Below are 26,934 nucleotides of genomic sequence, written 5' to 3'. Positions count from 1 at the left end.
CATGCAACACACAGATGAGAACGGGTCTTTTTCATTAAAAAGAAAAATCCACATAGGAGAATTATTTATTTATATTTTCCTATTTTTTTGTGCGGCCCTCTCTGTTTTTACAACCCTTGGCATTATAGTAACGCTTGTACGAGAGTCCTGGAGTTTCTTCAAAGAAGTTTCCTTGGCTGAATTTTTCGGGACCTTTGAATGGCAACCTCAGATTCACAATTTTGGTATCTGGCCGTTGGTAAACGCAACGCTCATGACTAGTAGCATTGCCATGATGGTAGCCCTCCCCTTAGGGCTCATGGCCGCTATCTATTTGAGTGAATATGCCCCTACCACTCTTCGAGAAACCTTAAAACCTATTCTAGAAATCCTCGCAGGGATTCCCACGGTTGTATATGGGTATTTTGCTCTTACCGTGATGACCCCCCTGCTTCAATCTATCTTTGGCAAAGAAATCGTAGAAGTATATAACACCGCCAGTGCGGGACTTGTTATGGGTATTCTTATTCTTCCTCTCATCGCATCGATGTGTGAAGATGCTATTAGTTCAGTTCCTACGTCACTACGGGAAGGAGCCCTTGCGATGGGGGCCACAAAACTAGAGGTAACCCTCCAGGTAGTAGTGCCCGCAGCTTTTTCAGGTATTGCGGCAGCCTTTATTCTGGGACTCTCTCGAGCAGTAGGAGAGACCATGATTGTGGCCCTCGCAGCGGGCGCAGGGCCGAATTTCACGTTTAATCCCTTTAAAGCCGCTGAAACCATGACAGGCCATATTGTACGCATTTCAGGGGGAGATCTCAGTTATGGTTCTTTGGATTATACGAGTCTTTTTGCAATCGGCCTCGTGCTTTTTTTCATCACCCTGGGTTTGAACATTCTAAGTCGGCGAATCATTAAGAAATATCGGGAGATCTACGAATGAAACAGGAATTTGATCTTCGCCTGGAAGAGCGACAGAAAAAAGGGAAACGATGGCTTACCTTTTTTATGATAGCGACGCTTTTTTCTATTTTTGCCCTAACAACTCTTCTTGTAAGCATCGTAAACAATGCCTTTGGGTATGTGGCTTTAGAGAATAAAATTAACCCAGAAGATCTCAGCCAAAATGGAGTCCCGCTCGAAAATCTTCCTAAAGAAACCTTGGTTAAAATCATTCAACAAAACATATCCCGGCGTTTATTTATAAAATTAGATAATGAAAAACCCTTTGTAGATCGCAGTAATCACGAACTTTTAGAGACAATCGAAGAAGAAGTTATTAATCCCCAGGTACGGAGAACCTGGTCCCTGTGGGAAAGCATAACCCAATATCCCAGAATACGGGAATGGCAGGAAAACAATTTCCCTCAGGGCCGGCTGGTATTTAGATCGTGGATAAACTGGAATTTTGTTGTTTCATCACAAGAAGCGTTGGCTATTCACTCAGGGATTCGGGGAGCTTTAATTGGATCGTTTCTGACCATTTTGATTGCCATTCTTATTGCCTTCCCTATAGGTATTGGAGCGGCTATCTATCTAGAAGAATACGCCACCGATACGGCCCTTAATCGTTTTATTCAATTAAATATTTATAACCTGGCGGGGGTCCCCTCTATCATTTATGGGATGTTAGGCCTTGCGGTATTCGTCCGATACCTCGAACCGGTTACTTCAGGGGCACTATTCGGAGTTCTTACCGATAATACTGTCGCTAATGGAAGAACCATTCTCTCAGCGGGACTTACTTTGGGAATCCTCATACTTCCTACAATCATTATTAACGCCCAGGAAGCATTTAAAGCGGTCCCCAACAGCTTACGCCATTCGAGTTTATCGGTAGGAGCTACGACCTGGCAAACAATTTGGCACCATGTTCTCCCCGTTAGTATCGATCGGATTCTTACGGGAACCGTCCTTGCTATAAGCCGGGCAATCGGCGAAACTGCTCCTCTTGTGGTGGTAGGGGCTTCAGCCTTTTTAACCCAGGATCCCTCAGGGATTTTTTCAAAATTCACCACCCTTCCCATCGTAATCTATCAGTGGACCAGTCGCCCCCAGATCGAATGGAAAAACGCTGCGGCAGCAGCAATTATCGTATTATTGATTTTGTTGCTTTCTTTAAATGCCACCGCAATTATTTTACGGAACAAATATCGCAAAGAAAAGAGGTTAGCCTAAATGAGCGCACAGAACACTTTAACCTTTGATCCGAATGCAGAGTATCCCTATGCAGTGGAATTCAAAAACGTAAGCATTTACTACGGTGATTTCCAGGCAGTAAAAAACGTATCGCTCAATTTTGAGAAACGGAAGGTCACGGCAATTATCGGGCCCTCCGGTTGCGGAAAAAGCACCGCCCTCAGGGCTATTAACCGCATGAACGAACTTATACCGAATACCCGATTAGAAGGAGAAATTCTATTTCATGGGCTGAACATTTATCATCCCGATGTGGATCCCACCAGAATTCGACGCTGGATCGGGATGGTATTTCAAAAGCCCAATCCGTTTTCTAAGTCCATTTACGAAAACGTAGCCTGGGGGGCCCGTATCAATGGATACACCGGCAACATGGATGAACTGGTAGAATCGAGCCTCAGGGCCGTATACCTCTGGGATGAAGTAAAGGACAAGCTAAAACAGAGCGCCCTTGCATTATCGGGCGGACAACAACAGCGACTGTGTATTGCCCGGGCCATTGCGGTAAAACCAGAAATTCTTCTGATGGATGAGCCCACCAGTGCCCTCGATCCCATTTCGACGGCCCGGATTGAAGATCTTATGGAAGAACTCAAACAGCGGTATACCATTATTATCGTAACCCACAACATGCAACAGGCAGGCCGTATTTCTGATTATACCGCTTTCTTCCTGAATGGGGAAATGATTGAGTATGCCCCCACAAAGGAACTTTTCTTTAATCCTAAGGATGAGCGGACCGAAAACTACATTTCAGGAAGATTTGGTTGAGCTACGACGGAGCCCCTCTTCCCCGGGTGTATTAAGAAGTGTTGTGGTTTGTGCTTCAGCTAAAGAATATCACGAATGGGGCTCCTCAAGCACATGATAAGCCATCGGAATCTTGGGAAAAAGGGATTGGAAAAGAATTCTTAAAAGGAAGAAAAAAAAGCCTCTCAAGAGGGGAGGATTATTCTTCTCATTCTTCTTTTCTTTTTAATTCCACTTCCCATTCGGCAATAACCTGTTCGTAGGCTGCAATGGTGGCCCGCAGGACTATATCCTGAAGTTCCCCTCGCCCTCCCCAGTCGGCCCCTTCCATATGGTAGAGGTGTTGCAGGGTAGCCCGTAAATCTTCAATAGAACAGGAAGGATCATAGGCCCGCCGACGCTCAAGGCCCCGAATTTCCGCTTCAAAGGTTTTTGTATATAATACGTCTCGCCAACTTGTAGCATCTTGCATAATGATGTGTTACTCCTTGCCGTAGCTTATCACCCGGGTCAATTCAATGGGCTGTAAGGGAACCATACCTCCCAAACGGGGAATATAGGGCGTAATCCTACAGCGGACCCACAGCCCCTTTCGGTCATCTTCATATTCATAGCGATACTCCCTGTCAGGATATACGAGCCGTACCAGTCTCCCCCGCTCATCATATTGATACCACCACTGTTCTTCCTTGCTTTTTTTCTGCTCCTCCACAAGAGGCATCCCACCAGGTGGATTTTGCACTTCCCCAGAAGCACCGTTTTGCAAGGCCTTCATGCGAACATAGCGGGGATTTTCCTTAGCATACAGGACCTCGTAGGTTGTATCCTTCCATGCTTCAAAGGAGGGTTTTAAGAAACTGGTATATTCCCGAACAAGAAAATCTGTTGTACCCTCTTCTGAGGTTTGTTCAATTTTATAGATAAGGCCTGCCGGGCCAAGAAAACGGAAAACAATATGAGGATCCCCTTCTGGCGTATACCAGACTTCCTCGACTTCTTCAGAACGTATTGTAAGATAAATGAAAAAAATTTCCCCTTCTTTCTGATACACAAGTTCCGCTATTTTTTCTCCCTCCCGTTGAATAACCTGGTACAGGGTTTCCTCTTTTCCTGAATTCGAACTCAGAGAAAGTTTTTCAAGATTTCCCTGACTATCCCATTTAAATTGAAGATACTGAGAAGACTCACCATAAAAAAAGGGAATTTTCAGTGGTTTCCCATCTTTTCCAAAACGGAGTTGGTATTCTAGATCTTTTCCGGTAATGGTGATCTGTAGATAAGACCGCTCTTGACTATTAGCCGTTAAGCTATCGGGAGGCAAAAGGGCGGGCCAGAGGGGATTCCATTCAGAAGGGGTAATACCGAAAGAGTAAAGGAAAAAAAAGGGAAAAACTGTTTTCTGCGCCCCTGCATTCTGAGAAGAAGAAGCTCCACCAGAAGGACTCTGGACCCTTTTGCCTGGTGTCTGACTCTCGAGATACACCGAAAGTCCAACTAATAAAGGGAAGAAAAAAATAAATTGAGTTTTTTTCATAGTCCTTCCATCTTAATTATCAACCTTATTATCGGCGCTTAAAATTCCATTCCGAACTAGAAAAAAAGGTTCTTGCCAGTTCGTAAGCCTCTTCGATTTCATTTTGTTGTGGCTCTTCCTGTTTAAATTGCAGATTAAGGGCCTCCGCAAATCCTTCTGTTAAGACTTCCTGGGCTTCTCTGAAAGAAACAGGCCTTCCTAAAAGGACATCCAAAGCGGTAACCCGTTCTTTTACTTCCTGGATATGCCGTCCCCGGGCTTTCTCCTGAGGGACCTTCAGTAATTCGAACATAAGGTCCACATTGACAGAAAGAAGTAATGTCCCGTGCTGTAATAGGCCACCTTCTTTTCGGGTCTGAGCATTGCCTGAAATCTTTTTTCCTTCACATACGATATCATTGATAGGAACGAAGGTGGCTCGTATATTCAATTTTTCTAAAGCTTTTATGATTCCCTGGCACAAAACAGCGTATGACTCTTGAATAGAATAAGAAGCTAAGGGATGATCAAGGGGAATCACAATACTGTAGGTAACCTCTTGATCATGAAAGACGGCCCCACCGCCGGTTAACCGTCGGACCACCGAAATTCCCCGAGATTCACAGGCCGGGATATCCACTTCTTCTTCGATTCCCTGAAAATAGCCGATAGAGACCGCCTGGGGTTTCCAGCCATACAATCGGAGGGTAGGAAGCGTTTTTCTTTGCCCTACCGATTCTAAAAGAGCGAGATCCATTCCCATGTTGTAAAATGCATCGTGCAGGGTATCTATAATAAGACGAAACTGATAGGACACTATCGACCCTCCTTAGCCGGCTTATCCTGAGAATGGAAGGCTTCCTGTAAAATTATCTGAAGAGCCTCTCCGTTAATACCAAGGGCTTCAGCACCACATTCTTCGAGGGCCCAAGAAAATCGTCGTGCTACGTCAGAAAGGGAACTGCCCTCAAGTGATTTTTCTATATATTCCAGAGCATCTTCGGGATAGATAAAAAAATCTCCCCGTATCTGGATATGTTTGATACATCCATCTAAGGTAAGCTCGACGGTACCTCGAATCAATTTTGTATTCTCTTTTTTCCCCACAAAAGAAAAAATCATGAACATCCTGCCTCTGTAAGGTGCCCCCTAGAAGTTCGGTCTTACCTCATACCTGGCTTATTTTTTGTGAAAACAAACCAGCCTCTTTCTCTAACTTTGTTGTTCGCCACACTTCAAGGGCCTGATAACTAGTCCGAGCAAGGGGGCTTGCAACCACCGCAGAAAAGCCCATTTCTAAAGCCCACCTTCGATATTCCTCAAATTCCCCCGGTTCTACATAACGGATCACCGGAATCTGCTGCCCCGTTGGCTGGAGATACTGTCCAAGCACAAGGATATCTACCCCCAGGGCCCGTAGGGCTTTCATCGTATAGAGAACTTCTTCTCGTTCCTCTCCCAATCCAAGGAGTATGCTTGTTTTTGTACAGGAAGCACCCATGTCCTTTGCGATCTTTAGAGTGGCACAGCTCTTTTCATAACTCGCCCGTTTATCCCGTACGCCCTGCAAAGAGGGCACCGTCTCGATATTGTGAGCAACGACCTCTGGTCCTGCGGCGATAATATCCTCTAATTCTTCTTGTTGATAATCAGGGATGAGAACTTCTATCACAACTGAGGGATTTCTTTTTTTAACTGCCCTAATACAGGAAGCATAGTGGGAAGCCCCCCTATCAGGGAGATCGTCCCTATCTACAGACGTAAGCACCACATAGCGAAGCTGGAGCTGGACCACTGCCTCAGCTAAAGCTTCTGGCTCATCAGAACGAAGGGGCTCTCCTTTTTTGCCATGAGGGACCGCACAAAAACGACAGGCCCGCGTACATACCGAACCAAGGATCATGAACGTGGCAGTGCCACATCCCCAACAGGTACCCCGATTTGGACAAAGGGCCGCTTCACACACCGTGTGGAGCCCATAGCGTTCCACCGTGTCTCTTACCCTGTGCCAGTGCGGACCCTCACTGGTTTTAAGTCGAATCCACGCTGGCTTTGGAAGTTTTTCTGCCATGAACCTACTATAGAGCAAAAAAGCCCCTTTTGTCACCATAACGAAAATCTCAGTTGATACCTAAATATTTTTCGTTTATCCCTTTTCCATACCCGCTTTTGAAAAACAAAAGGCCACCCCTTTATAATGGGATGGCCTTTGCTTCACCTTATATGCAATTCCTCAGTAGGTTATCAGCCGCCGTAGACCGCAATCATAACCCCGGCAGTAATGGCCGTACCGATAACACCTGCCACATTGGGGCCCATAGCATGCATGATAAGGAAGTTCCCTGGATCCGCTTCAAGCCCAACCTTGTTAGAAACCCGGGCTGCCATAGGCACCGCTGAAACTCCTGCAGAACCAATAAGGGGATTAATCTTTTCCTTAAGGAAAAGATTCATAAATTTAGCCACCAGGATTCCCGCCGCTGTAGCAATAGCGAAGGCAAAAAGCCCGAGGAATACAATAGAGAGAGAAGCTGGATTAAGGAATTTTTCGGGAGTCATCTGACTGCCAACCCCAAGGGAAAGGAAAATGGAAACAATGTTGAGCAATTCATTCTGAAGGGTCTTCGAAAGCCGTTCCACCACCCCAATTTCCCGAATAAAGTTTCCAAACATGAGACAACCAATAAGGGGAGCCGCCGATGGAATAAGGAGAATAGAAAGAACAAATACCGAGATGGGGAAAAGTATCTTTTCTATCTTTGACACATGGCGCAATTGTTTCATTCTGATCTTTCGTTCGTGTTCTGTGGTAAGGGCCTTCATGATAGGAGGCTGGATAACCGGCACCAGTGCCATATACGAATAGGCCGCAACGGCCACCGTAGCAAGAAGATGCGGTGCAAGTTTTGTTGCAATGTAAATAGTGGTCGGACCATCGGCACCTCCAATAATACCGATGGCACAGGCCTCTTTCAGGTTGAAATCAAAGCCGGGAATAAAGTTAAATGCGGTAACTCCAAAGAGGGTTGCAAATACCCCAAACTGAGCGGCCGCTCCAAGAAGGGCAGTCTTGGGATTTGCGATAAGCGGACCAAAATCGGTAAGGGCCCCAATTCCCATAAAGATGATAAGGGGGAAAAACTCGTTTCCTACCCCCGACTCATAAATAATATGGAGGAAGCCATGGGGAGCATCTCCCATTCCTGCCAGGGGAATGTTGACAAAGACAGTCCCGAAACCGATAGGAATCAAGAGGAGGGGCTCAAAACCTTTCGCAGCCCCCAGGTAGATAATCACGAAACCCACAATAATCATCAAGAGCTCTTCCCAGCCCCAGACCGTTATTGGGTCGCCCGCGGGGGTTGTCTTCTGTTTTGAATCTACAAAAAACGCATACAGCCCCGTCGTCTCCAGAATATTCCTGGCAAACTCAGCGATGGAAATCTTCTTTATGTTTTCGCTTCCCCGAATAATACCGGCCGGATTATGGAAAGAAGCAGGCTGGGAATTTCCACCAGAAGAAGCGGCTGCATCACCCGCTACCACTTCAGTGCTCTGACCTTCGGCAGCCTGGGCAACAACCCGCCCCATAAAAGAGAATACAAAGGCGACGGTGAGCATCACCAGAACAACCTTCGTCACCCAGGCGGCTTTTTTCTGTGCTAGTACTGGCATCGACGTATTCTCCTTATTTCAGTTCTGCCACTGGCTGATGGGCTGCTACCTGAGTACCCGGACCTACCAGGAAATGGATCGCACCACTACCGGTAGACTTAATTTCCAGTTCCATCTTCATAGATTCAATGATCATGATGGTCTGGCCGGCACTTACCGTAGAACCTTCATTGGCCACATGTTTAATGATAGTTCCCGCCACGGGAGCCTCGATAACCTGACCACCGGAAGGAGCAGCAACAGGAGCGGGGGCAGCGGCAGCCGTAGGAGCAGGACTTACCGCGAGGGTTCCCTCTGGCCGAACAATGACCGTATAGTCCGCACCGTTTACATTGACCACATACTTAGCAGCCTGTCCTGCCGCGGTGGCCGCTGCCGCAGGAACCTTGGGCGCTTCAGGTTCGGCTGTAAATTTAACCGGTCCTTGATCGCGTTTCTTAAAGAAATCGGGGGCAATTTTGGGGAACATCGCATAGGTAAGGACGTCTTCCACCGACACCGTAGAAGTCCCCAGGATTTTCTTTGTTTCTTCTTCCAATTTAGAAAATTCATTGGGGATATCGTCAGCAGGCCGGTGGGTGATTTCCTTATCCAGTTTTGCCGCTTCCAGGGCCTTCTTAACAACCTCAGGATTCTTCGGTGCAGGACATTTTCCATAGCGCCCCACCAAAAGATCGATCGATTCGGCGGTAAGCTTATTATACCGACCGAAAAGCACGTTAAAGACCGCCTGGGTACCCACAATCTGGCTCGTAGGAGTTACAAGGGGTGGATAGCCAAAATCTTTCTGCACCACCGCAATTTCCTTGAGCACCTCATCGATCTTATCGGAAGCGCCCTGTTCTTTGAGCTGGCTCTCCAGATTCGAGAGCATACCCCCCGGTACCTGAGATACCAGGATCCGCGTATCAGCCCCAAGGAAACTGGATTCAAATTTCTTATAATTTTTCCGGACTTCCCGGAAATAGGCCGCAATTTCGAGGAGCAGGTTCGTATCGAGCCCCGTATCGTAGGGGGTCCCCTTGAATATTTCTACCATGGTTTCGGTAGGACTGTGGCTCGTTCCCATAGCAAGGGATGAGATTACCGTATCAAGGATTTCTGCCCCTGCTTCGGCAGCCTTGGTAAGGGTAGCCACCGACATACCCGTGGTAGCATGGGAGTGTATTTCAATAGGTAAGTCCACGGCTTTCTTGATAGCCTTTACGAGGTCATAGGCATCGTAGGGCTTCAAGAGACCCGCCATATCTTTAATACAGAGGGAGTCTACTCCTTCGTCGGCAAGTTGTTTTGCCAGATCTACATAGGACTGGATAGTATGGAAGGGGGTAGTAGCATAGGATATGGCAGCCTGGACATGCTTACCGGTTTTCTTAGCCGCCTCGGTAGCAGCCTTAAAGTTTCGAGGATCATTTACGGCATCAAAGATCCGGAACACATCCACCCCGTTCTTTGCGGCAGCCTCTACAAACTTACTAACCACATCGTCCGCATAGTGACGATAGCCAAGCAGGTTTTGTCCCCGAAGGAGCATCATGATTTTAGTATTGGGAAGTCCCTTTTTGAGCTGCCGCAATCGCTCCCAGGGATCTTCATTTAAGAAACGAATACAGGCATCAAAGGTGGCTCCACCCCATCCTTCCAGGGCAAAATAGCCTACCTTATCCAGCATAGGAAGGGCCGGGACCATGTCTGCAGTGGTCATCCGGGTAGCAAGCAATGATTGATGGGCATCCCGCAGTACTAAATCTGTTAATTGAACCTTTGCCATACAAAACTCCTTGTACTATTGATGTGTTTTACGATATTCATTCACCGCAGCGGTAATCGCAGCTACGACCGCGGCCCCACCGGCCGCCGAAGAAGCAGCGCCTGCTGCAGTCGAACCACTGGATTCCTGTTCGTCCTTATCCCATCCAAGAAGCCGGATAATCCAGGCTACGAGATTCATAAAAAGAACAAGGATAACCAGGAAGCCAAACACCACTCCCATGCCGAGCAGGGTAAGGATCCCACTTTGCTCGAACATCTCTAGTATTGTCATAGGGCCTCCAATATTCGGATATTCAGTTTTACAGTACCAAAAATATCGATTCTTATGCAAGCCGTTCTTTAACAAAAAACCCTATTTTGTAATAAATATTCTGAAAATAAAAAGGTGGTTCCCATGGCTTGCGTCCCCTGCCCTTTTCCTTTTATACTACTACCCAACTGGAAACGGAGGAATTCTATGGATAAGGAAGAAATAAAAAAGAAGGCCCACCGCTATCTTCAAGAGGAACAGGACAGCCGCTTTCGGCAAGAAGTAGAGGATCTTTTAAAAAGAGAAGACTGGAAAGAGCTGGAAGACCGGTTTTATCGGGATCTTGAGTTTGGAACCGGAGGACTGCGGGGTATCATCGGCGGTGGATTTAATCGGATGAATTCCTATGTGGTAAAACGGGCTACCCAGGGGCTTGCAAACTACCTTATCAAAACGTTCCCTGAAAAACACCGGGCAGGGAAACTTTCGGCGGTTATCGCCTATGACAGTCGGCGCTACTCTAAAGAGTTTGCCGAGGCAACCGCCTGTGTTCTTGCGGGGAATGCCATAAAAACCTACGTTTTTTCTTCCCTTCGTCCTACACCGGAACTTTCCTTCGCAATCCGCACCCTCCATTGTGATACAGGGGTGGTGATCACCGCGAGCCACAACCCCCCCCAATATAATGGATATAAGGCCTACTGGAATGACGGGGCTCAGGTTATCCCCCCCCATGACGTGGGGATCATCAACGAAGTAAACCAGGTGACCACCATTCGGGAACTCGATAAAGACGAAGCCCTTTCTCAAGGACTCATCTCCATAATTGACAAAGAAATAGATGAGCCTTATCAGGATATGATACGGCGTCACCTCTTCCGGCCTCAGCTTATTAAAGAAAAAGCCAGGGAAGTAAAAATTGTGTATACTCCCCTCCATGGAACGGGAGCCCTGCATGTCGAAGCAGTGCTGGGAAGTCTTGGTCTACAGGTGATCACCGTACCTGAGCAACGGGAACCGGATGGGAATTTTCCCACCGTCGCCTACCCTAACCCCGAAGAAGCGGCGGCCCTTACCATGGCCCTTGAGTTGGGAAAAAAGGTTAAGGCCGATGTGGTTATGGCCACAGATCCTGATGCAGACCGGCTTGGCATAGCGGTTCCCGACAAAAATGGGAGTTTTGTACTGGTAACAGGAAACCAATTAGGTACCCTGTTAGCAGATTATATTTTCCTCTCCCTAAAAGAATTGGGGAAAATGCCGCCCAAACCTGCCATGATCAATTCTATCGTGACCACGGGAATGCAAAAACGGGTGGCCGAAAGTTACGGCGCCGTTTGCTTTGAATGTCTTACCGGTTTTAAATGGATTGCCGATATCTGGCGCAAAACCGAAACCGATGGCCAGGGATACACCGTGGTTTTTGGAACCGAAGAAAGTTACGGATACCTTATCGAGCCAGAGGTCCGGGATAAAGATGGGGTTTCCGCTGCGGCCCTTACGGCGGAGATGACCCTCTACTGGCGCAGCAAAGGGAAAAGCCTGCTGGATCGTCTCCAGGAACTCTACAGGGAACACGGCTACTGGCAAGAAATCGGAATCTCCAAATACTTTGAAGGCCCCCAGGGACCTGCAATCATGGCAGGAATCATGGCAGAGTATCGAAAGAATCCGCCCCAAACCCTGGGAGGAATACGGGTGAGTAAAGTTCGGGATATTCAGGAATCGGTATGGAAATACCCGGATCAACCGGGGAAAACCGACCCTGTGGACTTACCCAAAAGTAATGTGCTTCAGTTTTTCCTGGAAGATGGGACTATCGTCAGTGCCAGACCCAGTGGTACCGAACCCAAAATAAAATTTTACGCCAGCTGCTGCGCTCCCGTGGAAAATGGAAATCTTGAAGCCGCTCGGGTGACGGTTACAACTAAACTAGCGGCTATCGAAGCAGATATCCGAAAAGTGATAGGTAATTAGTGGGCACCTACGATTGGCTCAAAGGGCAGCTTTTTGCTTCCCCAGAACTAACGAAAGCTGGGGAGGCTTTTTCCCCCTCACTGGACCAGACGCAGGGCCGGTGGAAGCAAGTCTGTATCGCCTTCGATACCGAAACCACCGGATTAGACCCAAAGCAAGATCGGATCGTAGAAATCGGGGCCGTAAAATTTGATGAACGGGGAATTATCTCCCGCTTTTCCACATTGATCTACCCGGGCATTCCCATGCCCGAAGAAGCAGGCAAGGTCAACGGCATCACCGATGCCATGCTGGAAGGGAAACCCACGGCAGTAGAAGTATTGCCTGATTTTCTTCGTTTTATCGAAGGGGGTATTCTGGTAGCCCACAATGCTCCCTTCGATGTTTCCTTCATTCAAGGGGAATTAGAACGAATTGCCCAGGAAGCGCAACGTCAAAGATCATCGCAGGAAGAGCTCTTATTCTCACCGGAAGAGAAAAACACCCCTTCTCCCGCAGACTTTTCCTCTGATGCTCCCAAAAGATCCCTGTGGCATCCCCCTTACACAGTGCTCCCCCATGCCATTGTAGATACCCGGATCCTTGCAAAGGAGCTTTTTCCCAACCAGAGTCGCTATAACCTCCAGGAACTCGCGGCCAGTCTTGGCCTGGTAGCAAAAGAGGCCCATCGGGCCGAAGACGACGCCCGCCTCTGCATGGAACTCTTTCTTATCTGCCTCAAACGACTGTAAAGAGCGGACGAAGACTATACCCGTTCAACAAAATCGTTTAACTGTTTAAGGTTACGGAGCTTCATAATAGCCTTTTCCTGGATCTGTCGTACCCGTTCTCGGGTTATGCCTAAAATTTTTCCCGTTTCTTCAAGGGTAAGGGGCCCTTCCCCGGTAAGGCCAAAACGAAGTTTTATAATCTTTACTTCCCGCTCCGAAAGATGGGACAGCACCCCCTCCAGGGTTTCCTGCAAGGCCATGGAAAATACCGTATCAAAGGGATCCTCATTGGTTTCATCTTTGATAAGATCAGAGAGGCGGGTAATGTTTTCGTCATCCACGGTGGTATCCAAACTGGTAGTTTCCTGAGAAAGGGCCATGATTTCCTTTACCTTATGGGACGACACCCCCATATACTCGGAAAGTTCCGTTTCGCTGGGATCTCTCCCAAGGTCCTGGGTTAATTGTTTTGCCACATAAAAGCACTTCTTGATCGTATTCAGCATGTGGATAGGGATGCGGATCACCCGTCCCTTGTCGGCAAGACTCTTAATAATAGCCTGTCGGATCCACCAGGTTCCATAGGTAGAAAAACGACAGCCCCGGGTATAATCAAAGCGCTCCACCGCCTCTATAAGACCTATATTGCCTTCATCAATAAGATCGAGAAGAGAAAGCCCTCGGTGCTGATAATTCTTGGCGATAGAAACCACCAGCCGTAGGTTTGAATTTATCATCTTGTTTTTATAAGACCGTAAGGAAGCTTCTAGAGTAGCCCGTTCTTTTCGGTAGGCTTCATTCTGAGGATCCCCTGCATACTGGCGATCTAGGTCTTCTATCTTTTTTCGCAGGGTAACAATTTTTTCCCCTATCATCTGCTCATCCTGCATAGAAAGCAGGGGATAACGGGAAATTTGTTTTAGGTACATGGCCAGGGGATCCGCTTCCTTTATGGTCTTGTTCTTTTTTTGATTTCCATGTAAAGAATTAGCTATTTTTTTCTTTGTTGTCTTTTTAACCTCAAACCGTTCTGTCCCCATCCGATGGGTTCGTAGTTGTTCCGCGTCCATGCTCATAGTACTACAAATATAGCACTTCAAATTAAGAATTCAAATTATTTTTACGTGTTTTACAAAAAATTCATCATTTGTTTAAACAGATTTAAGATAAGGCCTCTCTTCCATTTTTTTCTATAATTTAAAATGGGGGGGGAAAAAACCCCCTCCTTTTAAAACAAAGTTTTTCACAAGAATGGATTTATCAGCCCTGGATCAACAAAAAGGGCTACCCTTCGGGGTAGCCCTTACTTCTCCTATAAAAAGCACCCTTTTCCCGGGCTTTTATTATTGCTGAGGCTCCTGTTCAATTTCTGCCAAGATGGAAAGTTCCGTATCCTTATCAAAGTAGTGGGCCTTTTCCATATGGGGAACAAAGTTCACCTGATCTCCTACATGGAAGGTATGATGGGGCTCGGTGCGAGCTACGAGGGGCTGGGTCTTAGTGGTAAGCCAGAGATGAATATCCGCCCCCAGGGGTTCTACCACCGTTATTTTAACGGGGATATTGTTAGATGCTGCTGGGCTTTCCACGTAGGTAAGATCCTCCGGGCGGATCCCAAAGAATATTTCTTTACCCACATATTTTTTAAGATACTTCACGTGCTCGTCCATCGGCTTTACTTCGAAAGACCCTTCATCAAGGATAATCGAACCATTCTTTTCCAGCACCTTCACACTGAGGAAGTTCATAGGAGGCGAACCAATGAACCCCGCAACAAACTTGTTAATAGGATGGTTATAGAGATAGAGGGGGGACCCAATCTGCTGGATCTTTCCATCCTTCATAACCACAATCTTGCTTGCCATGGTCATGGCTTCTACCTGGTCGTGGGTAACGTAAATCATTGTGGCATTCAGACGAAGGTGCAGATCCGAAAGCTCAGCCCGCATCTGTACCCGGAGCTTAGCATCCAGGTTAGAAAGGGGCTCATCAAAAAGGAAGACCTTCGGGTTCCGAACGATAGCCCGTCCTACCGCCACACGTTGCCGTTGACCACCAGAAAGGGCCTTCGGTTTCCGATCCAGGAACTTTTCGATGTCCAGGATTCGAGCCGCTTCATGGACCCGCCGATCGATTTCGGCCTTATCCACCTTCTTAATCCGTAAACCAAATGCCATGTTATCATACACGGTCATGTGGGGATACAGGGCGTAGTTCTGGAATACCATGGCAATATTCCGATCCTTGGGGGGTACATCGTTCATCAGTTCCCCATCGATGTACAGTTCCCCTTCGGTAATATCTTCCAACCCTGCAATCATCCGGAGTGTCGTTGATTTACCGCATCCCGAGGGACCAACAAAGACCACAAATTCTTTGTCGTTTACCGTGATGTTCGCATTGTCTACGGCGCGGACATTGCCTTCGTAGACCTTGCTTACACCCTTAAGCTCTACCTTAGCCATAAAACCTCCCCTATAGGGTTATCTTATTAGAGTCTGGAAAGCCCCAGACATTACTAGTGTAAGGGTGAATTCTGGATTTGTCAACCAATACCCACAAGATGGGCAAACTGAATCACCAGAGGATCTAACAATACCAGCCCCACTACTACCAGGAGGGCCGGTAAAAAGTTAGCGGTCTTTATGGTCTTAAGAGAAAGCAAGTTAAGCCCTATCATCATCACCATGGCGCCACCCACTCCACTTAACTCCGAAAGCATGAGGGAACTCACAAAGGGTTTCACCGAGCCTGCAAGTAAGGTAAGAAGGCCCTGGTATACCAGGATTGGCAAGGCCGAAAAGGCAACGCCAATTCCCAGAGCGGCCGTCATTAGGATAGCCATGAAACCATCCATGACGGACTTGGTAAGGATAAGGGTATAATCTCCCTCGGTACCGGCCTTAAAAGAGCCTACCAGGGCCATAGCCCCCACACAAAAAAGGACGGAGGCATTTAAAAAGGCATGTCCAAAATCTTTGCTTCCCTCTGGTGGGGCCGCATCAGAAGAGGATACCCCATTTTTAGAACGATGGCGTTTCAATGTCCATTTTTCAAGGTGTTGCCCTAATCGGAGAATGGCCCCATCCACGTCCCAGGCAGTTCCAAGCAGGCCACCGATAATCAGCGAGAGGGCAAGGTATACGATCCGCTGACTGGGAAGGGCCATAGAAAGGCCTATTACGAGGGTAATAATACCAATGCCATCGAACACCACCCGTTTATAGGATTCAGAAATCCGTTGTCCTATAAGAAGTCCCAACAGGGCTCCCACCAATACCGCTACACAGTTCACAATGGTCGCAAACATAGGCATCCTCCTGCAAAAAATGGCTTTTCCCTCTTACACGCTCGCCCTCTTTGCTCTGGGACCGCAGTTCCAGTCGCCTCTGTGGGTTACGGGAATACCTTTTTAATAGCGCTCGGCCGCGAATTGGACCCATCCACCGGCCTTGACCAGGGCCCGTTCAAAATCGCTCAGGGTAAAACTAACTTCTTTTGAAACACCCTCAGAAAGAAAGGTAAGACGGCCCTGTTCTATATCAACCTTCAGGGTGGTAGGTTTGCCATAAAAGGTTTTAAAAAGGTCCTCAATAGTACTGGCAGGAAGTTCGATGGCCAGCAGCCCACAATTGTACATGTTCTGACGGAAAATACGGGCAAAACTTTCGGCCACCACCACGTTAATGCCGTTTACCTCAAGGGCCCAGGGGGCATGTTCACGGCTACTCCCGCATCCAAAATTGGCCCGGGTAAGGATAGCCGCTTTTCCCGGCACATCGGTTTTTGGATTAAAATCGGGCAGTTTAAGATCCTCAAGGCAATAGGGCTTCAGGGCCTCTTTGGAAATTTCGGTGAGGTACTTGGCGGGAATAATCTCATCCGTATTGATATCGCTTCTATTTAAAAACAACAGGGGACCACCAAATTGTTTCATGGTTAACTCCTTCCCATACTCTTCAATATCTACTAACGCTAAAAACCAGGATGCTCTGTTCTTTTTACACCTTAGACGTTATACCCAGCGCTTCTGGAGTGGTAATATACCCCGCAATCGCCGTGGCCGCCGCATTGGCAGGACTCATGAGATGCACCATGCCTCCCTTTCCCATGCGGCCATAAAAATTCCGATTGGTGGTAGAAGCGCAAACCTCTCCTTCTGCGAGAACCCCGTTAGACATTCCCAGACAGGCCCCGCAGGTAGGATTGGTGACACAGAATCCCGCATCCATAAAAATCTGGATGATCCCCTCCTGCAAGGCCTGGGCATACACCGCCGGAGTTGCGGGAGACACAATTCCCCGCACGGTATCCGCTATCTTTCGCCCCTTAAGGACCCGGGCGGCCTCCCGAAGATCTTCGATACGGCCATTAGTACAGGACCCAATATATACTTGATCAACCCAAATCTTTTCCATCTTTTCGATTGGCACCACCTGGTCGGGCTTATATCCCACAGTAGAAAGGGGTCGAATCGTAGAACAATCGATATCTATAACCGACTCATAGGAAGCATCGGGATCGGACCACCACTTTTTAAAGTCCTCCAGGGCCTCTTCTTTCGTACCATAGCGGGCCTCTCCTTCGGGACCGATAAATGGCCAGAGGTACTCTACGGTAGTCATATCGGGCATGCAGATACCGCTTGTGGCCCCCGCCTCCACCGCCATATTACAGAGGGTCATCCGGCCTTCCATGCTCAGGGCATCTACAACCGGCCCCCCAAACTCCATTACCCGATCGGTGGCCCCCGCCACACCAATGGTAGCAATTACCGTTAAAATCACGTCCTTGGCGCTTACATCGGGGGCAAGCTTCCCATTCAAATTGATGCGCATGGTCCGGGGAGGTTTAAAGGCGCAAACCCCTTTTAAAATACCTACTTCCAGGTCGGTAGTCCCAACGCCCGCCGCAAAGGCCCCAAAGGCCCCGTGGGTACAGGTATGGCTATCTCCCATGATAATGGTGTATCCAGGACGAACAAAGCCCTTTTCGGGGAAAAGGGCATGGCAGACCCCATTACGGCCCACATCAAAAAAGTCCTTAATACCATGGCGGCGGGCCCAGTCCCGGAGAATCTTGCCCTGTAAGGCGGTTTTTGAATCCTTCGCCGGCGTCACATGATCAATCACCGCCTTTATCCGAGTAGGATCAAACACCCGATCCATGCCCCGGCTTACTAAATCATTAATGGCTACCGGTGTGGTAATCTCATGGCAGAACACCATATCCAGACGAAGCACCCAGGCTTCCCCAAAGGGCTTATCAATCAAATGGGTATCGAATATCTTTTCAACCAGCGTTTTTGGTTGTCCGCTCATTGGCTACGCTCCTATTTCTCCTTTCGGAGGAGTGATAATCCAGAGAACCCGTAAAACACCGGTTCCCACATTGGCAAGTACATGGGGAGCTTCGGATCGAAAACTCGCCGAATCCCCTGCTTCAAGATGGTACACCTTGTTCCCAATGGTCAAATCCGCGGAGCCTTCGAGAATAATGCCCAATTCGAAGCCCCGGTGACCATACTCTTTAGAACCCGTCTTAGCCCCTTCTTCCAGGGTAATACAGTAGGCCTCAATCCCATCCATCCCCTGAGAAGCCCCTTCAAGTTGGGCAAGCCGTTCATAGCGTACCCCCCCGGGTCGGGTAAAGATGGCCCGCTCGTTACTCCGTACCACATGGACCGCCCGTTCTCGACGGAAATCGGAAAACAGGTATTCCAGGTCGATATCGAGGGCATCCACCAGGGCAAGGAGGGTATCAATGGCAGGAGAAACTCGGTTCCGTTCAATCTGGGAAACCAGGCTCTCGCTCACCCCCGCCCGATCGGCCACATCCTTAAGCGTCATGGATCGCCGCTCCCGGACAGCCCGAATTTTTTCTCCAAAGTGATACCGCATAAGCCCCTTCTTTATATCTACTAAAACATCTAAAGTATAGATAAAGAACTATATCTTGTCAATCTCCTGCTTCTTTTTTTAAAACCCCTGGAGCGGGGTCCTGGTAGAAGACCCGAGAACTTGAGGTAAGAATAGACCAGGTTTTAAAATGGGCGCCGTGGAGATACATACAAAAGCCCCCCATCCCCCAAAGAGGCAAGGGACTTCTTTCTCTTCACGAACAAAGGCAAACGAGTCCCTCCACGTAAGCGCCCCTTCTGGCATTCTCAGTTCCTTTTTGTCAAAGAAACGAGGGGGCGTATCTAGTCTCGCAAGGGGGTATTGCTGACCATGCTCATTCCCACTCTATGGTGGCGGGGGGTTTCGAAGAAATATCGTAGGTTACCCGCCCCACCGCCGGAACGGTGTTGGTAATAAGGGTAGAAATCTCCAGCAGATCCTTCATCGGGAAGGGGAAGACATCGGCGGTCATGCCGTCTTCGCTGGTGATAGCCCTGAGGGCCACCACATAGCCATACTTACGCACATCCCCCGCCACCCCTACGGATCGAATGGGAAGTAACACCGCAAAGGCCTGCCAGATGGCATCGTAGAGTCCCCGTTTTTTAAGTTCCTCTATGTAGATGGCGTCCACTTCTCGGAGAATATCGCATTTTTCGCGGGTCACTTCCCCCAGAATTCGGACCGCCAGGCCCGGTCCCGGGAAAGGATGACGCCGCACCACATCTTCACTTACCCCTAAGAGACGCCCCAGGGCCCGTACTTCGTCCTTATACAGGCGATCCAGGGGTTCGATGATTTTACCGGCCGCCCGTTTTGCCTCCACCAGGGGGCTACGCACATTGTGATGGCTTTTTATGACATGGGCCTTTTTCCCTACCCCCTTACCGCTTTCGATAAGATCGGTGTACAAGGTCCCCTGGGCAAGAAAATAGGTATCCGGCAGTTTTAACCGGGCCACCTCCCGTTCCTGGATCGATATAAACAAATCACCAATGGTCCGGCGCTTTTCTTCGGGATCCGTGAGCCCCTCCAGGGCAGAAAGGAATTCATCCTCACAATGAATGATATGAAGGTGCTGCGCCCCAAGGCGTTCCAGATTGGACCGAACCACGGTGGTCTCGTTCTTGCGCATGAGTCCCGTGTCCAAGTACATCAGGTGAACCTGGCCAGGATCCAGGGTTTTTAACAGGAGGGCCCCCGCAACGGTAGAATCGACCCCGCCAGAGATAAGGAGGAGCACCGGTTCTTTCCCGACCCGGCGGGCCAGGTTCTGCCGCACCTCTTCCACATACTGGGCCATGGACCACTGGGGTTTTGCCCCACAGACCTCGAGGGCAAAGGAACGCAATAGTTCAAAGCCCTTTTCACAGTGGGTAACTTCCGGATGGAACTGAAACCCAAACCAGGGGTTTTGCCCATGGGCCACAATGGCGGGGAACCCATGACTACTGGTGGCAAGCTCCACAAAACCCGGGGCAAGGCTCGAAAGGGAGTCTCCATGGCTCATCCAGGCGGTGAAGGTGCCGGATTCTATAAGGGGAGAAAGAAGCGCCCGGGCGGCCGGGTGAACAGCGGACCAGTCAAGATTGGATGCCAGGGTTACCCGCACCGCCCCGTATTCTCGTTCTGGAAGGGCCTCTACCCGGCCGCCCAAGTCGGCGGTCATCCGCTGAAGCCCATAACAAATACCCAGCAAGGGGAACCCCAGGGAGTAAAGCCGGGGATCGGGACGGGGAGCATCTTTTTCGTACACCGAAAAGGGGCTTCCCGAAAGGATGATACCCCGGCACTCATGCAACAGTTCTTCCGTCAAGGGGCTATCGCCGGGGTAAATTTCGGTATACACCCCCCACTCCCGAATACGTCGCCCAATGAGCTGGGTTGTTTGACTTCCAAAATCAAGGATAACTATTTTGTCCACGGACTCGTCCTGATAATGGTTTCTTCCCGTTCGTACCCCACCGAAACGATGCTGACAGGGGTTTCACAATATCGTTCGATAAATTCGATATATTCCCGAGCCTGGGCAGGAAGTTCCCGATAGGTTCGCACCGATTTCAGGGATTTTTTCCAGCCCGGGAAACTCCGGAGGATAGGCTTGGCCATACTGAGGGCCTCGATAGAGGCGGGGAAATCTTCCACCACTTTTTCTCCTATCCGATAGGCCACGCAGGCCTTTATTTCTTCCATGGTGTCGTACACATCCAGGTGAGTCATGATAAGGGAATCGATGGAATTGGTGCGGCAGGCATACCGGAGGGCCACCAGGTCCAGATAACCGCACCGACGGGGTCGGCCGGTGGTAACCCCGTATTCCCGGCCCGTTTCACGAACAAAACGTTCCAGTTCCCCTTCCGATTGAGGATCGAATTCGCTCGGGAAGGGACCATTTCCTACCCGGGTAGAATAGGCCTTAAAGACCCCCAGTACCTTATCGAGAGCACGAGGACCAACGCACCCCCCAATGGCGGCCCCCGCCGCACAGGACATCCCGCTCGAAACATAGGGATAGGTTCCCAGGTCAAGGTCTAAGAGGGTTCCCTGGGCACCTTCAAAGAGGATCTGGGCGTTTTTATGGGAGGCCAAAAACGAAGGAAGATCGATGGCCATCGCTTTAAGGGCATCCACATAGGGGGCAAGGAACTTCCGATCTTCCTCTTCAAGTTCATCCATCTTCTCTTTCCAATCCAGATCGGCGATGCGGATACCATCCCGTTCGGCCTTCATGGCATAGGTGATACCGATTCCCCGTCCCGTGGTACCAATCGGCTTTTTTCTGGCCTTATCCCGTTGTTTATCAATTTCGATGTACCGGGGCAACACCAGGTGGGCCCGATCGGAAATGAACACCCGCCCCGACGTATCGATGCCCCGGCTCTTGAGCATCTCCAGTTCTGCAAAGAGTGCCGTAGGGTCGATGACCATCCCTGCTCCCAGGATAACAATTTTGTCAGGATACAGGATTCCCGAAGGAATAAGGTGCAGCGCATACTGTTCGGTTCCTATAACGATGGTATGCCCCGCATTTGCCCCACCTGAATAACGGATAATAATCTGGGCTTCCCGGGCAAGATAATCGACCATTTTGCCCTTTCCTTCATCACCCCATTGGGCTCCGATGACCACGACGTTCATGGCTACTCCTTACAGAGGTATGGTTCCCGGTTATTACAAACCGGGGACACAAACCAACGGTCCTTACACCTGGGCTCCTGCCGGTCTATACCGGCCTGTGAAATAGGGCTGAGGTGCAGGAACGTGGGTTTATAACCGGGTATAGTTGGGGGCCTCTTGGGTGATGGTAACATCGTGGGCATGACTTTCCCGGAGGCCCGCGGCGGTGATCTTAACGAATTTCTTGTATTTCTTCAACTCTTCTATTGAGGCACAGCCGCAGTACCCCATCCCTTTCTTAAGACCCGCCACAAGCTGATGCAGGAAATTCCGCAGTTCCCCCTTGTAGGGAACCCGGCCTTCGATGCCCTCCGGAACAGGGGTTTCATCTTTTCCGATTTGGTATCGATCGCCAGAACCATCCTGAATGGCCCCCAGGCTTCCCATACCCCGGTATTCCTTATAAATCCGGCCATCATAGATGATTTCCCGGCCCGGGGCCTCCTTAAGGCCCGCAAAGAGGTTTCCAATCATCACCACCGACGCCCCCGCCGCAATAGCTTTGGTGATATCCCCTGAAAATTTGATACCTCCGTCTGCGATAATAGGAATGTTGTAGGGCGTCGCTTCCTCGGCACATTCCCACACCGCCGTAAACTGGGGCACCCCTACGCCAGCCACAATTCGGGTGGTACAGATAGAGCCGGGTCCGATGCCTACCTTAACCGCATCGGCCCCTGCTTCGATAAGGTGGCGGGTCCCTTCCCGGGTTGCTACGTTGCCCCCAATGACAGGAAGCTGGTACTTTTCTTTTATGGCCCGGATAGCTTCCAGTACTGACCGAGAATCGCCGTGGGCCGTATCCAGGACGACAAAGTCAACCCGGGCAGCCTTAAGCAGGGGAAGCCGTACATCGTAATCCTGGGGAGACACGGCGGCACCCACCACCAGGCGTCCGTACTTATCCAGAGCAGCCCGGGGATAACGCTCATGTTTTTCCATATCCTTTACCGTGATAAGACCGGTAAGCTTCCCATCCTTATCGACAACTGGTAATTTTTCGATCCGGTGTTTATCAAATTTTTCCCGGGCACTGGCTACCGAAGGAGAGCCCTCTTCCAGCACAGGGTTTTTTGTCATTACCTGTTCCACAAGAAGCGATTCATCCCGACAAAACCGCAGGTCCCGTCCGGTGATAATGCCGACCAGACGCCCCTCCCGATCCAGCACAGGCATCCCTGAAACCCGCCGCTCGTCCATCAATCGCTTTACATCCCGGACACTGGTGCCCACCTCCACGGTGACGGGATCATCGATAATCCAATTGAGGAAGCGCTTCACGTTGGCCACCTGTTGCGCCTGGACCTCCGGTTTCAGGTTCCGGTGGATGACTCCCGTCCCCCCTTCCAGGGCGATTGCAATGGCCAGCCGTTCCTCCGTAACCGTATCCATGGCGGCGGACATGATGGGCACATTCAGGGTAATATCCGCACAGAGACGAGTACGAACATCACACTCCCGGGGAAGTACCTCCGAATATCCCGGGACTAATAACACATCATCATATGAATAGGCTTCCTGAAACATAGATTCCTTCCTCCTCTTAGAGCGATTCCATAAGGGACCGATACTTCTGGGCGAGGGTCTTCGCCTTACGGGAGGCAAGACCACAATAGCGTTCCGGCTGTTCAAAGAAAGCGAGCACCTCCGCATCGGAAGCGACGAGACCCAGATCCTTCATTTTTTCTCCTATCCGGCGAAGCACCTCGGGGTGCTCTGCCAGGGCCTGGGCAAAGCTCAGCCCCTGTTCCTCGGCCTGCAACGTGATTTTCCGGATTACCTCGTGGGCATCGGAAACGCCACTTTCCGCAAGCAGAATGTAAGCTGGCTCTGCAAGAACGCCACCGACAATTGCTCCTTTGCGGCCCCATTCACTTTCCGCGCTGGCCCCAAGAGCCGCCCCCCCTCGCAGGTTATACAGGAGCCGCTCCCGATCCACGCCGAGGCCTTGAATTACCGTCGTCATCCGGTGTATGGCCTGACAGAACCCCGCAATATAGTCGGCGATAAAGCGCTGGCTCGCAGAGTTCGTGAGATCCCGCTGGTGTTCGCTGATCTGATCCATAAAGAAGGTAAGCACCCGGGGACAGAAGGCTTTCCATAAACTTTTTACATGTTCCGAGTTCCAGGGATTCCGTTTTTGGGGCATCGTACTAGAACCAACCTGGGTACCCGCAAAATTCTCCCGCAACTCTCCGATTTCGCTTCGCTGCAGGTGCCGAACATCATCCGCCAGATTCGCAATAATCCCAAAGGCCACATTGAATTCCAGAAGCAGCCGCAACAGGTATTCAGGTTCCACCAGTTGAGTGGAATGCTCTGAGGGTTCAAGGCCTAACTCCGCAAGGTAACGTCGCTCCAGTTCTTCCGGATCCCGAACGATCATACTCGTGGCGTTGTAGGCGCCGACGGCTCCGGCAAGTTTTCCCTTAAGATCCCCGACCCGTTTTTTTATTTCCAGAATTGATTTTCCAAGCCGGGAGACATACTCGGCCATGGCAAAGCCTAGGGTAATTGGCACCGCATGTTGGCCATGGGTTCGACCGACCTGGGGAGTCTCGGCTTCCCGTTCAGCGAGTTCACAAAGGGCAAGCTCCAACTTTGCCAGTAAGGGGAGCACCACTTCCTGGGTTACCCCCTTAATTCGATACGCCAGGGCCGTGTCAAGGATATCCACACTGGTAGCCCCCAGGTGTACCAGGGGAGCCACCTCCGAGGGCACCTCCCGTTTTAATACGTTCACCAGGGCTCGAATGTTATGGTGGGTGATTTCCTCTTCCTGGTATACCGCTTCTGGATCTACCTCTTTTCCGGCTTTTTCCAAAGCAGAGAGAAGTTCCGCCGTGGCCTGTCCCCGGACGGAAAGATGGGCCTTGATCAAAGCCAGTTCTGCCTTTACGCAGGCCTGGATAGAGGCTTCTTCCGAAAGCCAGGGAACGAGCTTTTCAAAAACATCCTGTTCAGAAATGGAATACCGATGATCGATGGGTGAAAGGTTTCTAAAAATATTGCGTGCGTCCATGCGAAAGCATGGCATATTTTGCAGTTCTTTGTCAAAGGGGTACCAAAAACAACCCTATTCTCGTTTAAATAGGCCCTGTACCATCGCAAGCCCCCCCATGCCCCAGCACACCATCCAGGAACGAAGACCTTCCAGAGGATAGCGCTCGGTCTGTCCCGTTTTTTCCTGGGATTGGGAAACAAGATCGGCGGGATTTGAAACTTCTCCTTTGGTGACATGAGAAGGGTAGAATAAGGGACCAGCCATTCCTCGCTGCCAGGGTAGCGGAGCGCCATAATACAGGATACGGAGATTCACCCACTGGGCAGTGCCCATAATTTCTACCCGGTAAGCCCGAAGTTCGAGTTTTTCCGACGTTTCTTCCGGCCCCTCGTAGGGAATAAGGGCCTCTTCGCTCTCATCTGCTTCCAGGGGTTCCAGTTCTTCCTGCCCAATTTTCTCTTTTTGAGGAAGGTTAGCTTTCTTTTCTTCGTTTGAAGAGGCCGTTGTCTCCTGCAATATACGGTTCACCATATGGGTTGCAAAGGCCTGTAGAGGGATGGTTATTTTTTTCAGGTTCTGCTCCTTTGCAATCTGGAAAATAAAATTCTCTACTCCCTTTATGCTTTCCCTTTCCCAAGAGAATTCCCGGGAAGAACGGAAACTATGAAAAGATTCATCCGGTTCAAGGGCCACCGCCACGAGGGTCACATCATCCTTAAACCCCTCGTTGGACGCAAAGAACATCGCCGTATTCAGGATGCGGCGCACCATTTCCCGGGGGTCAAGAAACGCATTCTGTTGCACAATATCCGCAAGGCGCTGTTCTCCGAAACTCTGATGCCGCTCATTACTTGCCTCGCTTACCCCATCAGAATAAAAAAGAATCCGGTCTCCCGGTAAAAACGGCACAACAAAGGGCCAATAGGTCTGCTCAGGGGTAAACCCAATCGGCAGGTTAAGGCCCTGAACAAACCAACAGGTTGCAAGTGCCCTGTCGTAATGAATAAAAGGAGTATGTCCACAGTCTACAAATTCTAAAAGGTGGGTGCTGCTATCAAAACGAATAAATTGAAAGGTGGCAAAGCTATCCAAATCCATCAATTGATCGACTAAAGCCCGATGAACCGCCTCTACCAGGGCCGCCGGTTCGGGAAGCTTAGTGGGGTTTGCCACGATAAGCTGCAAGGCGTTCCTCAAGAACGCCCCTTTTAAGGCAGCCCCCACCAGTGCAGCGGGAATACCCTTTCCCATCACATCCCCAATCAAAAGATCCAGTTTTCGGGAACTGTAAGGGATAATTCCATAAAAATCCCCGTCCACCGCATTGGAGGCTACGGTAATCGCTTCCAGCCGAATGTCCTTAACCTGAAAATCCTTTTCAATGCTATCGATAAGGAGGGAACGCTGAATGCGGGCAGCCACCTCCACCTCCGCATCCCGTAAAGAAACCAGGGCCCGCTCCCGTTCTTTTTGTGCCCGTAAGGCCTCTTCCAGGGTAAGGCGCTTTTTTTGTCCCTGGAAACGGGTAAGCGCCCCCATACCCACCGACCCCACAAGAGAAAAAAGCGAAGTAACTCGAAAGGCCCCGCCGACAAAGGCGCCGCTCATCTCAGCCACCGCACAGAGGGCAGGAAGCGTCGCCGCAAAGAGCGGCCGGGGCGAAGCTTCGCAGGGACTTACCACAAGGGGGGCAAGTACAAGGAGGGCCCACACGGCGGGCACTTCCTGTTTAAGAACGATGGATTCTATGAAAAACAAAAAAGAGAGCGCCACCCACCCCCCAAGAGAAGTAAGGGAGAGTATGTTGACGGAATTCTTTGGAGAACATCCCGGCTTCTTTTGGCTGGGCCAGAAGGTTGCCCTCAGGACTACCAAAAAAGAAATAAGGGCCAACATCAGAAAAGCAAAAGAAAACTCAGGCTGCCCATAGCCGGTACTGTATCCTATGAGGCTCCGCAGAATCGCGAAGGTCCCTACTACTATCCAGTCAAGCATACCCTCTCCTCGTTATGCCCTTGGGGCATTTT

At 49.8% G+C, this 26,934-nt stretch carries 24 protein-coding genes; 5 read left to right on the top strand and 19 right to left on the bottom strand.

Annotated features, from left to right (window positions below; genetic code table 11):
* Position 1: 1 nt before the first annotated feature.
* From pstC to pstB, 3 genes are read left to right on the top strand one after another with little or no spacing between them, the layout of a single operon-like run.
* Positions 2–922 carry a phosphate ABC transporter permease subunit PstC gene (pstC, locus tag C5O22_RS00580; protein ID WP_132779101.1) on the top strand — a complete coding sequence of 307 codons (921 nt, stop codon included), beginning with the start codon at positions 2–4 and terminating at the stop codon, positions 920–922.
* Positions 919–2,157, top strand: a complete 1,239-nt coding sequence (pstA, locus tag C5O22_RS00575) for a phosphate ABC transporter permease PstA (RefSeq protein WP_132779099.1) — start codon at positions 919–921, stop codon at positions 2,155–2,157. Before pstC ends, pstA begins: the two co-directional genes overlap by 4 nt.
* Positions 2,158–2,949: a phosphate ABC transporter ATP-binding protein PstB gene (gene pstB, locus C5O22_RS00570; protein ID WP_132779097.1), complete on the top strand. Its 792-nt coding sequence runs from the start codon at positions 2,158–2,160 to the stop codon at positions 2,947–2,949.
* A 187-nt stretch (positions 2,950–3,136) separates the two neighbouring features.
* Here the strand turns inward: pstB and C5O22_RS00565 are convergent, their stop codons facing one another.
* The 8 genes from C5O22_RS00565 to C5O22_RS00530 form a co-directional block, all read right to left on the bottom strand.
* Positions 3,137–3,400, bottom strand: coding sequence for a hypothetical protein (locus C5O22_RS00565; protein ID WP_132779095.1), 264 nt, complete (start codon positions 3,398–3,400; stop codon positions 3,137–3,139).
* A 9-nt stretch (positions 3,401–3,409) separates the two neighbouring features.
* A complete protein-coding gene (locus C5O22_RS00560; protein WP_132779093.1) occupies positions 3,410–4,462 on the bottom strand; it encodes a hypothetical protein in 1,053 nt (350 codons plus the stop codon).
* 28 nt (positions 4,463–4,490) lie between these two features.
* Positions 4,491–5,258, bottom strand: a complete 768-nt coding sequence (locus tag C5O22_RS00555) for a lipoate--protein ligase family protein (RefSeq protein ID WP_243692829.1) — start codon at positions 5,256–5,258, stop codon at positions 4,491–4,493.
* Entirely contained in the window at positions 5,258–5,563 is a 306-nt protein-coding gene (locus C5O22_RS00550; protein WP_132779091.1) for a hypothetical protein, read from the bottom strand. The genes C5O22_RS00555 and C5O22_RS00550 overlap by 1 nt, the downstream gene beginning before the upstream one ends.
* A 46-nt stretch (positions 5,564–5,609) precedes the next feature.
* The gene (lipA, locus tag C5O22_RS00545; protein ID WP_132779089.1) at positions 5,610–6,512 is read right to left on the bottom strand and encodes a lipoyl synthase; all 903 of its coding nucleotides are present in this window, start codon (positions 6,510–6,512) and stop codon (positions 5,610–5,612) included.
* Positions 6,513–6,685: 173 nt separating this feature from the next.
* Positions 6,686–8,116, bottom strand: a complete 1,431-nt coding sequence (locus C5O22_RS00540; protein ID WP_243692828.1) for a sodium ion-translocating decarboxylase subunit beta — start codon at positions 8,114–8,116, stop codon at positions 6,686–6,688.
* A 13-nt stretch (positions 8,117–8,129) separates the two neighbouring features.
* Positions 8,130–9,887 carry a sodium-extruding oxaloacetate decarboxylase subunit alpha gene (oadA, locus tag C5O22_RS00535; protein WP_132779087.1) on the bottom strand — a complete coding sequence of 586 codons (1,758 nt, stop codon included), beginning with the start codon at positions 9,885–9,887 and terminating at the stop codon, positions 8,130–8,132.
* A 15-nt stretch (positions 9,888–9,902) separates the two neighbouring features.
* Positions 9,903–10,160 carry an OadG family protein gene (locus C5O22_RS00530; RefSeq protein WP_132779085.1) on the bottom strand — a complete coding sequence of 86 codons (258 nt, stop codon included), beginning with the start codon at positions 10,158–10,160 and terminating at the stop codon, positions 9,903–9,905.
* Between the two features lie 186 nt (positions 10,161–10,346).
* Between C5O22_RS00530 and C5O22_RS00525 the strand changes: the two genes are divergently transcribed.
* Both C5O22_RS00525 and C5O22_RS00520 read left to right on the top strand, forming a co-directional pair.
* Positions 10,347–12,116, top strand: a complete 1,770-nt coding sequence (locus C5O22_RS00525) for a phospho-sugar mutase (RefSeq protein ID WP_132779083.1) — start codon at positions 10,347–10,349, stop codon at positions 12,114–12,116.
* A gap of 80 nt (positions 12,117–12,196) precedes the next feature.
* On the top strand, positions 12,197–12,847 hold the full coding sequence (locus tag C5O22_RS00520; protein ID WP_207895318.1) for a 3'-5' exonuclease: 651 nt from the start codon (positions 12,197–12,199) through the stop codon (positions 12,845–12,847).
* 14 nt (positions 12,848–12,861) lie between these two features.
* Here the strand turns inward: C5O22_RS00520 and C5O22_RS00515 are convergent, their stop codons facing one another.
* From C5O22_RS00515 to C5O22_RS00465, 11 genes are all read right to left on the bottom strand, one after another.
* Positions 12,862–13,896 (bottom strand): sigma-70 family RNA polymerase sigma factor, encoded by a 1,035-nt coding sequence (locus C5O22_RS00515; protein WP_486389483.1) that lies wholly within the window; start codon positions 13,894–13,896, stop codon positions 12,862–12,864.
* 273 nt (positions 13,897–14,169) lie between these two features.
* Positions 14,170–15,291: an ABC transporter ATP-binding protein gene (locus tag C5O22_RS00510; RefSeq protein ID WP_132779078.1), complete on the bottom strand. Its 1,122-nt coding sequence runs from the start codon at positions 15,289–15,291 to the stop codon at positions 14,170–14,172.
* Positions 15,292–15,371: 80 nt separating this feature from the next.
* Positions 15,372–16,136, bottom strand: coding sequence for a DUF554 domain-containing protein (locus C5O22_RS00505; RefSeq protein ID WP_132779076.1), 765 nt, complete (start codon positions 16,134–16,136; stop codon positions 15,372–15,374).
* A gap of 102 nt (positions 16,137–16,238) precedes the next feature.
* Positions 16,239–16,763: a 3-isopropylmalate dehydratase small subunit gene (locus tag C5O22_RS00500; protein ID WP_132779074.1), complete on the bottom strand. Its 525-nt coding sequence runs from the start codon at positions 16,761–16,763 to the stop codon at positions 16,239–16,241.
* Positions 16,764–16,827: 64 nt separating this feature from the next.
* Positions 16,828–18,147, bottom strand: coding sequence for a 3-isopropylmalate dehydratase large subunit (locus C5O22_RS00495; protein WP_132779072.1), 1,320 nt, complete (start codon positions 18,145–18,147; stop codon positions 16,828–16,830).
* Positions 18,148–18,150: 3 nt separating this feature from the next.
* The gene (locus C5O22_RS00490; protein ID WP_132779070.1) at positions 18,151–18,726 is read right to left on the bottom strand and encodes a helix-turn-helix domain-containing protein; all 576 of its coding nucleotides are present in this window, start codon (positions 18,724–18,726) and stop codon (positions 18,151–18,153) included.
* Between the two features lie 334 nt (positions 18,727–19,060).
* Positions 19,061–20,650, bottom strand: a complete 1,590-nt coding sequence (gene guaA, locus C5O22_RS00485) for a glutamine-hydrolyzing GMP synthase (RefSeq protein ID WP_132779068.1) — start codon at positions 20,648–20,650, stop codon at positions 19,061–19,063.
* Positions 20,638–21,864: an adenylosuccinate synthase gene (purA, locus tag C5O22_RS00480; RefSeq protein WP_132779066.1), complete on the bottom strand. Its 1,227-nt coding sequence runs from the start codon at positions 21,862–21,864 to the stop codon at positions 20,638–20,640. The genes guaA and purA overlap by 13 nt, the downstream gene beginning before the upstream one ends.
* Before the next feature lie 129 nt (positions 21,865–21,993).
* Positions 21,994–23,430: an IMP dehydrogenase gene (guaB, locus tag C5O22_RS00475; protein ID WP_132779064.1), complete on the bottom strand. Its 1,437-nt coding sequence runs from the start codon at positions 23,428–23,430 to the stop codon at positions 21,994–21,996.
* Positions 23,431–23,446: 16 nt separating this feature from the next.
* Positions 23,447–24,925 (bottom strand): lyase family protein, encoded by a 1,479-nt coding sequence (locus tag C5O22_RS00470; protein WP_132779062.1) that lies wholly within the window; start codon positions 24,923–24,925, stop codon positions 23,447–23,449.
* Between the two features lie 54 nt (positions 24,926–24,979).
* Positions 24,980–26,902, bottom strand: a complete 1,923-nt coding sequence (locus tag C5O22_RS00465) for a PP2C family protein-serine/threonine phosphatase (protein WP_132779060.1) — start codon at positions 26,900–26,902, stop codon at positions 24,980–24,982.
* Between the last annotated feature and the right edge of the window lie 32 nt (positions 26,903–26,934).

The sequence above is a fragment of the Treponema sp. J25 genome (genome assembly GCF_004343725.1).
Classification (GTDB): Bacteria; Spirochaetota; Spirochaetia; order Treponematales; family Breznakiellaceae; genus J25.
The sequence above is the reverse complement of the archived record's forward strand: the minus strand, read 5'-3'. Positions and strand labels throughout refer to the sequence as shown.

What these genes read in the sequence shown, in the direction of transcription:
- C5O22_RS00530 (WP_132779085.1), bottom strand. Translation starts at nt 10,160, where the DNA reads ATGACAATACTAGAGATGTTCGAGCAAAGTGGGATCCTTACCCTGCTC.
- C5O22_RS00540 (WP_243692828.1), bottom strand. Translation starts at nt 8,116, where the DNA reads ATGCCAGTACTAGCACAGAAAAAAGCCGCCTGGGTGACGAAGGTTGTT.
- lipA (WP_132779089.1), bottom strand. Translation starts at nt 6,512, where the DNA reads ATGGCAGAAAAACTTCCAAAGCCAGCGTGGATTCGACTTAAAACCAGT.
- C5O22_RS00510 (WP_132779078.1), bottom strand. Translation starts at nt 15,291, where the DNA reads ATGGCTAAGGTAGAGCTTAAGGGTGTAAGCAAGGTCTACGAAGGCAAT.
- C5O22_RS00515 (WP_486389483.1), bottom strand. Translation starts at nt 13,896, where the DNA reads ATGGACGCGGAACAACTACGAACCCATCGGATGGGGACAGAACGGTTT.
- C5O22_RS00560 (WP_132779093.1), bottom strand. Translation starts at nt 4,462, where the DNA reads ATGAAAAAAACTCAATTTATTTTTTTCTTCCCTTTATTAGTTGGACTT.
- pstB (WP_132779097.1), top strand. Translation starts at nt 2,158, where the DNA reads ATGAGCGCACAGAACACTTTAACCTTTGATCCGAATGCAGAGTATCCC.
- C5O22_RS00465 (WP_132779060.1), bottom strand. Translation starts at nt 26,902, where the DNA reads ATGCTTGACTGGATAGTAGTAGGGACCTTCGCGATTCTGCGGAGCCTC.
- C5O22_RS00490 (WP_132779070.1), bottom strand. Translation starts at nt 18,726, where the DNA reads ATGCGGTATCACTTTGGAGAAAAAATTCGGGCTGTCCGGGAGCGGCGA.
- C5O22_RS00565 (WP_132779095.1), bottom strand. Translation starts at nt 3,400, where the DNA reads ATGCAAGATGCTACAAGTTGGCGAGACGTATTATATACAAAAACCTTT.
- C5O22_RS00505 (WP_132779076.1), bottom strand. Translation starts at nt 16,136, where the DNA reads ATGTTTGCGACCATTGTGAACTGTGTAGCGGTATTGGTGGGAGCCCTG.
- guaB (WP_132779064.1), bottom strand. Translation starts at nt 23,430, where the DNA reads ATGTTTCAGGAAGCCTATTCATATGATGATGTGTTATTAGTCCCGGGA.
- C5O22_RS00500 (WP_132779074.1), bottom strand. Translation starts at nt 16,763, where the DNA reads ATGAAACAATTTGGTGGTCCCCTGTTGTTTTTAAATAGAAGCGATATC.
- C5O22_RS00495 (WP_132779072.1), bottom strand. Translation starts at nt 18,147, where the DNA reads ATGAGCGGACAACCAAAAACGCTGGTTGAAAAGATATTCGATACCCAT.
- C5O22_RS00525 (WP_132779083.1), top strand. Translation starts at nt 10,347, where the DNA reads ATGGATAAGGAAGAAATAAAAAAGAAGGCCCACCGCTATCTTCAAGAG.
- C5O22_RS00550 (WP_132779091.1), bottom strand. Translation starts at nt 5,563, where the DNA reads ATGATTTTTTCTTTTGTGGGGAAAAAAGAGAATACAAAATTGATTCGA.
- oadA (WP_132779087.1), bottom strand. Translation starts at nt 9,887, where the DNA reads ATGGCAAAGGTTCAATTAACAGATTTAGTACTGCGGGATGCCCATCAA.
- C5O22_RS00470 (WP_132779062.1), bottom strand. Translation starts at nt 24,925, where the DNA reads ATGGACGCACGCAATATTTTTAGAAACCTTTCACCCATCGATCATCGG.
- pstA (WP_132779099.1), top strand. Translation starts at nt 919, where the DNA reads ATGAAACAGGAATTTGATCTTCGCCTGGAAGAGCGACAGAAAAAAGGG.
- purA (WP_132779066.1), bottom strand. Translation starts at nt 21,864, where the DNA reads ATGAACGTCGTGGTCATCGGAGCCCAATGGGGTGATGAAGGAAAGGGC.
- pstC (WP_132779101.1), top strand. Translation starts at nt 2, where the DNA reads ATGCAACACACAGATGAGAACGGGTCTTTTTCATTAAAAAGAAAAATC.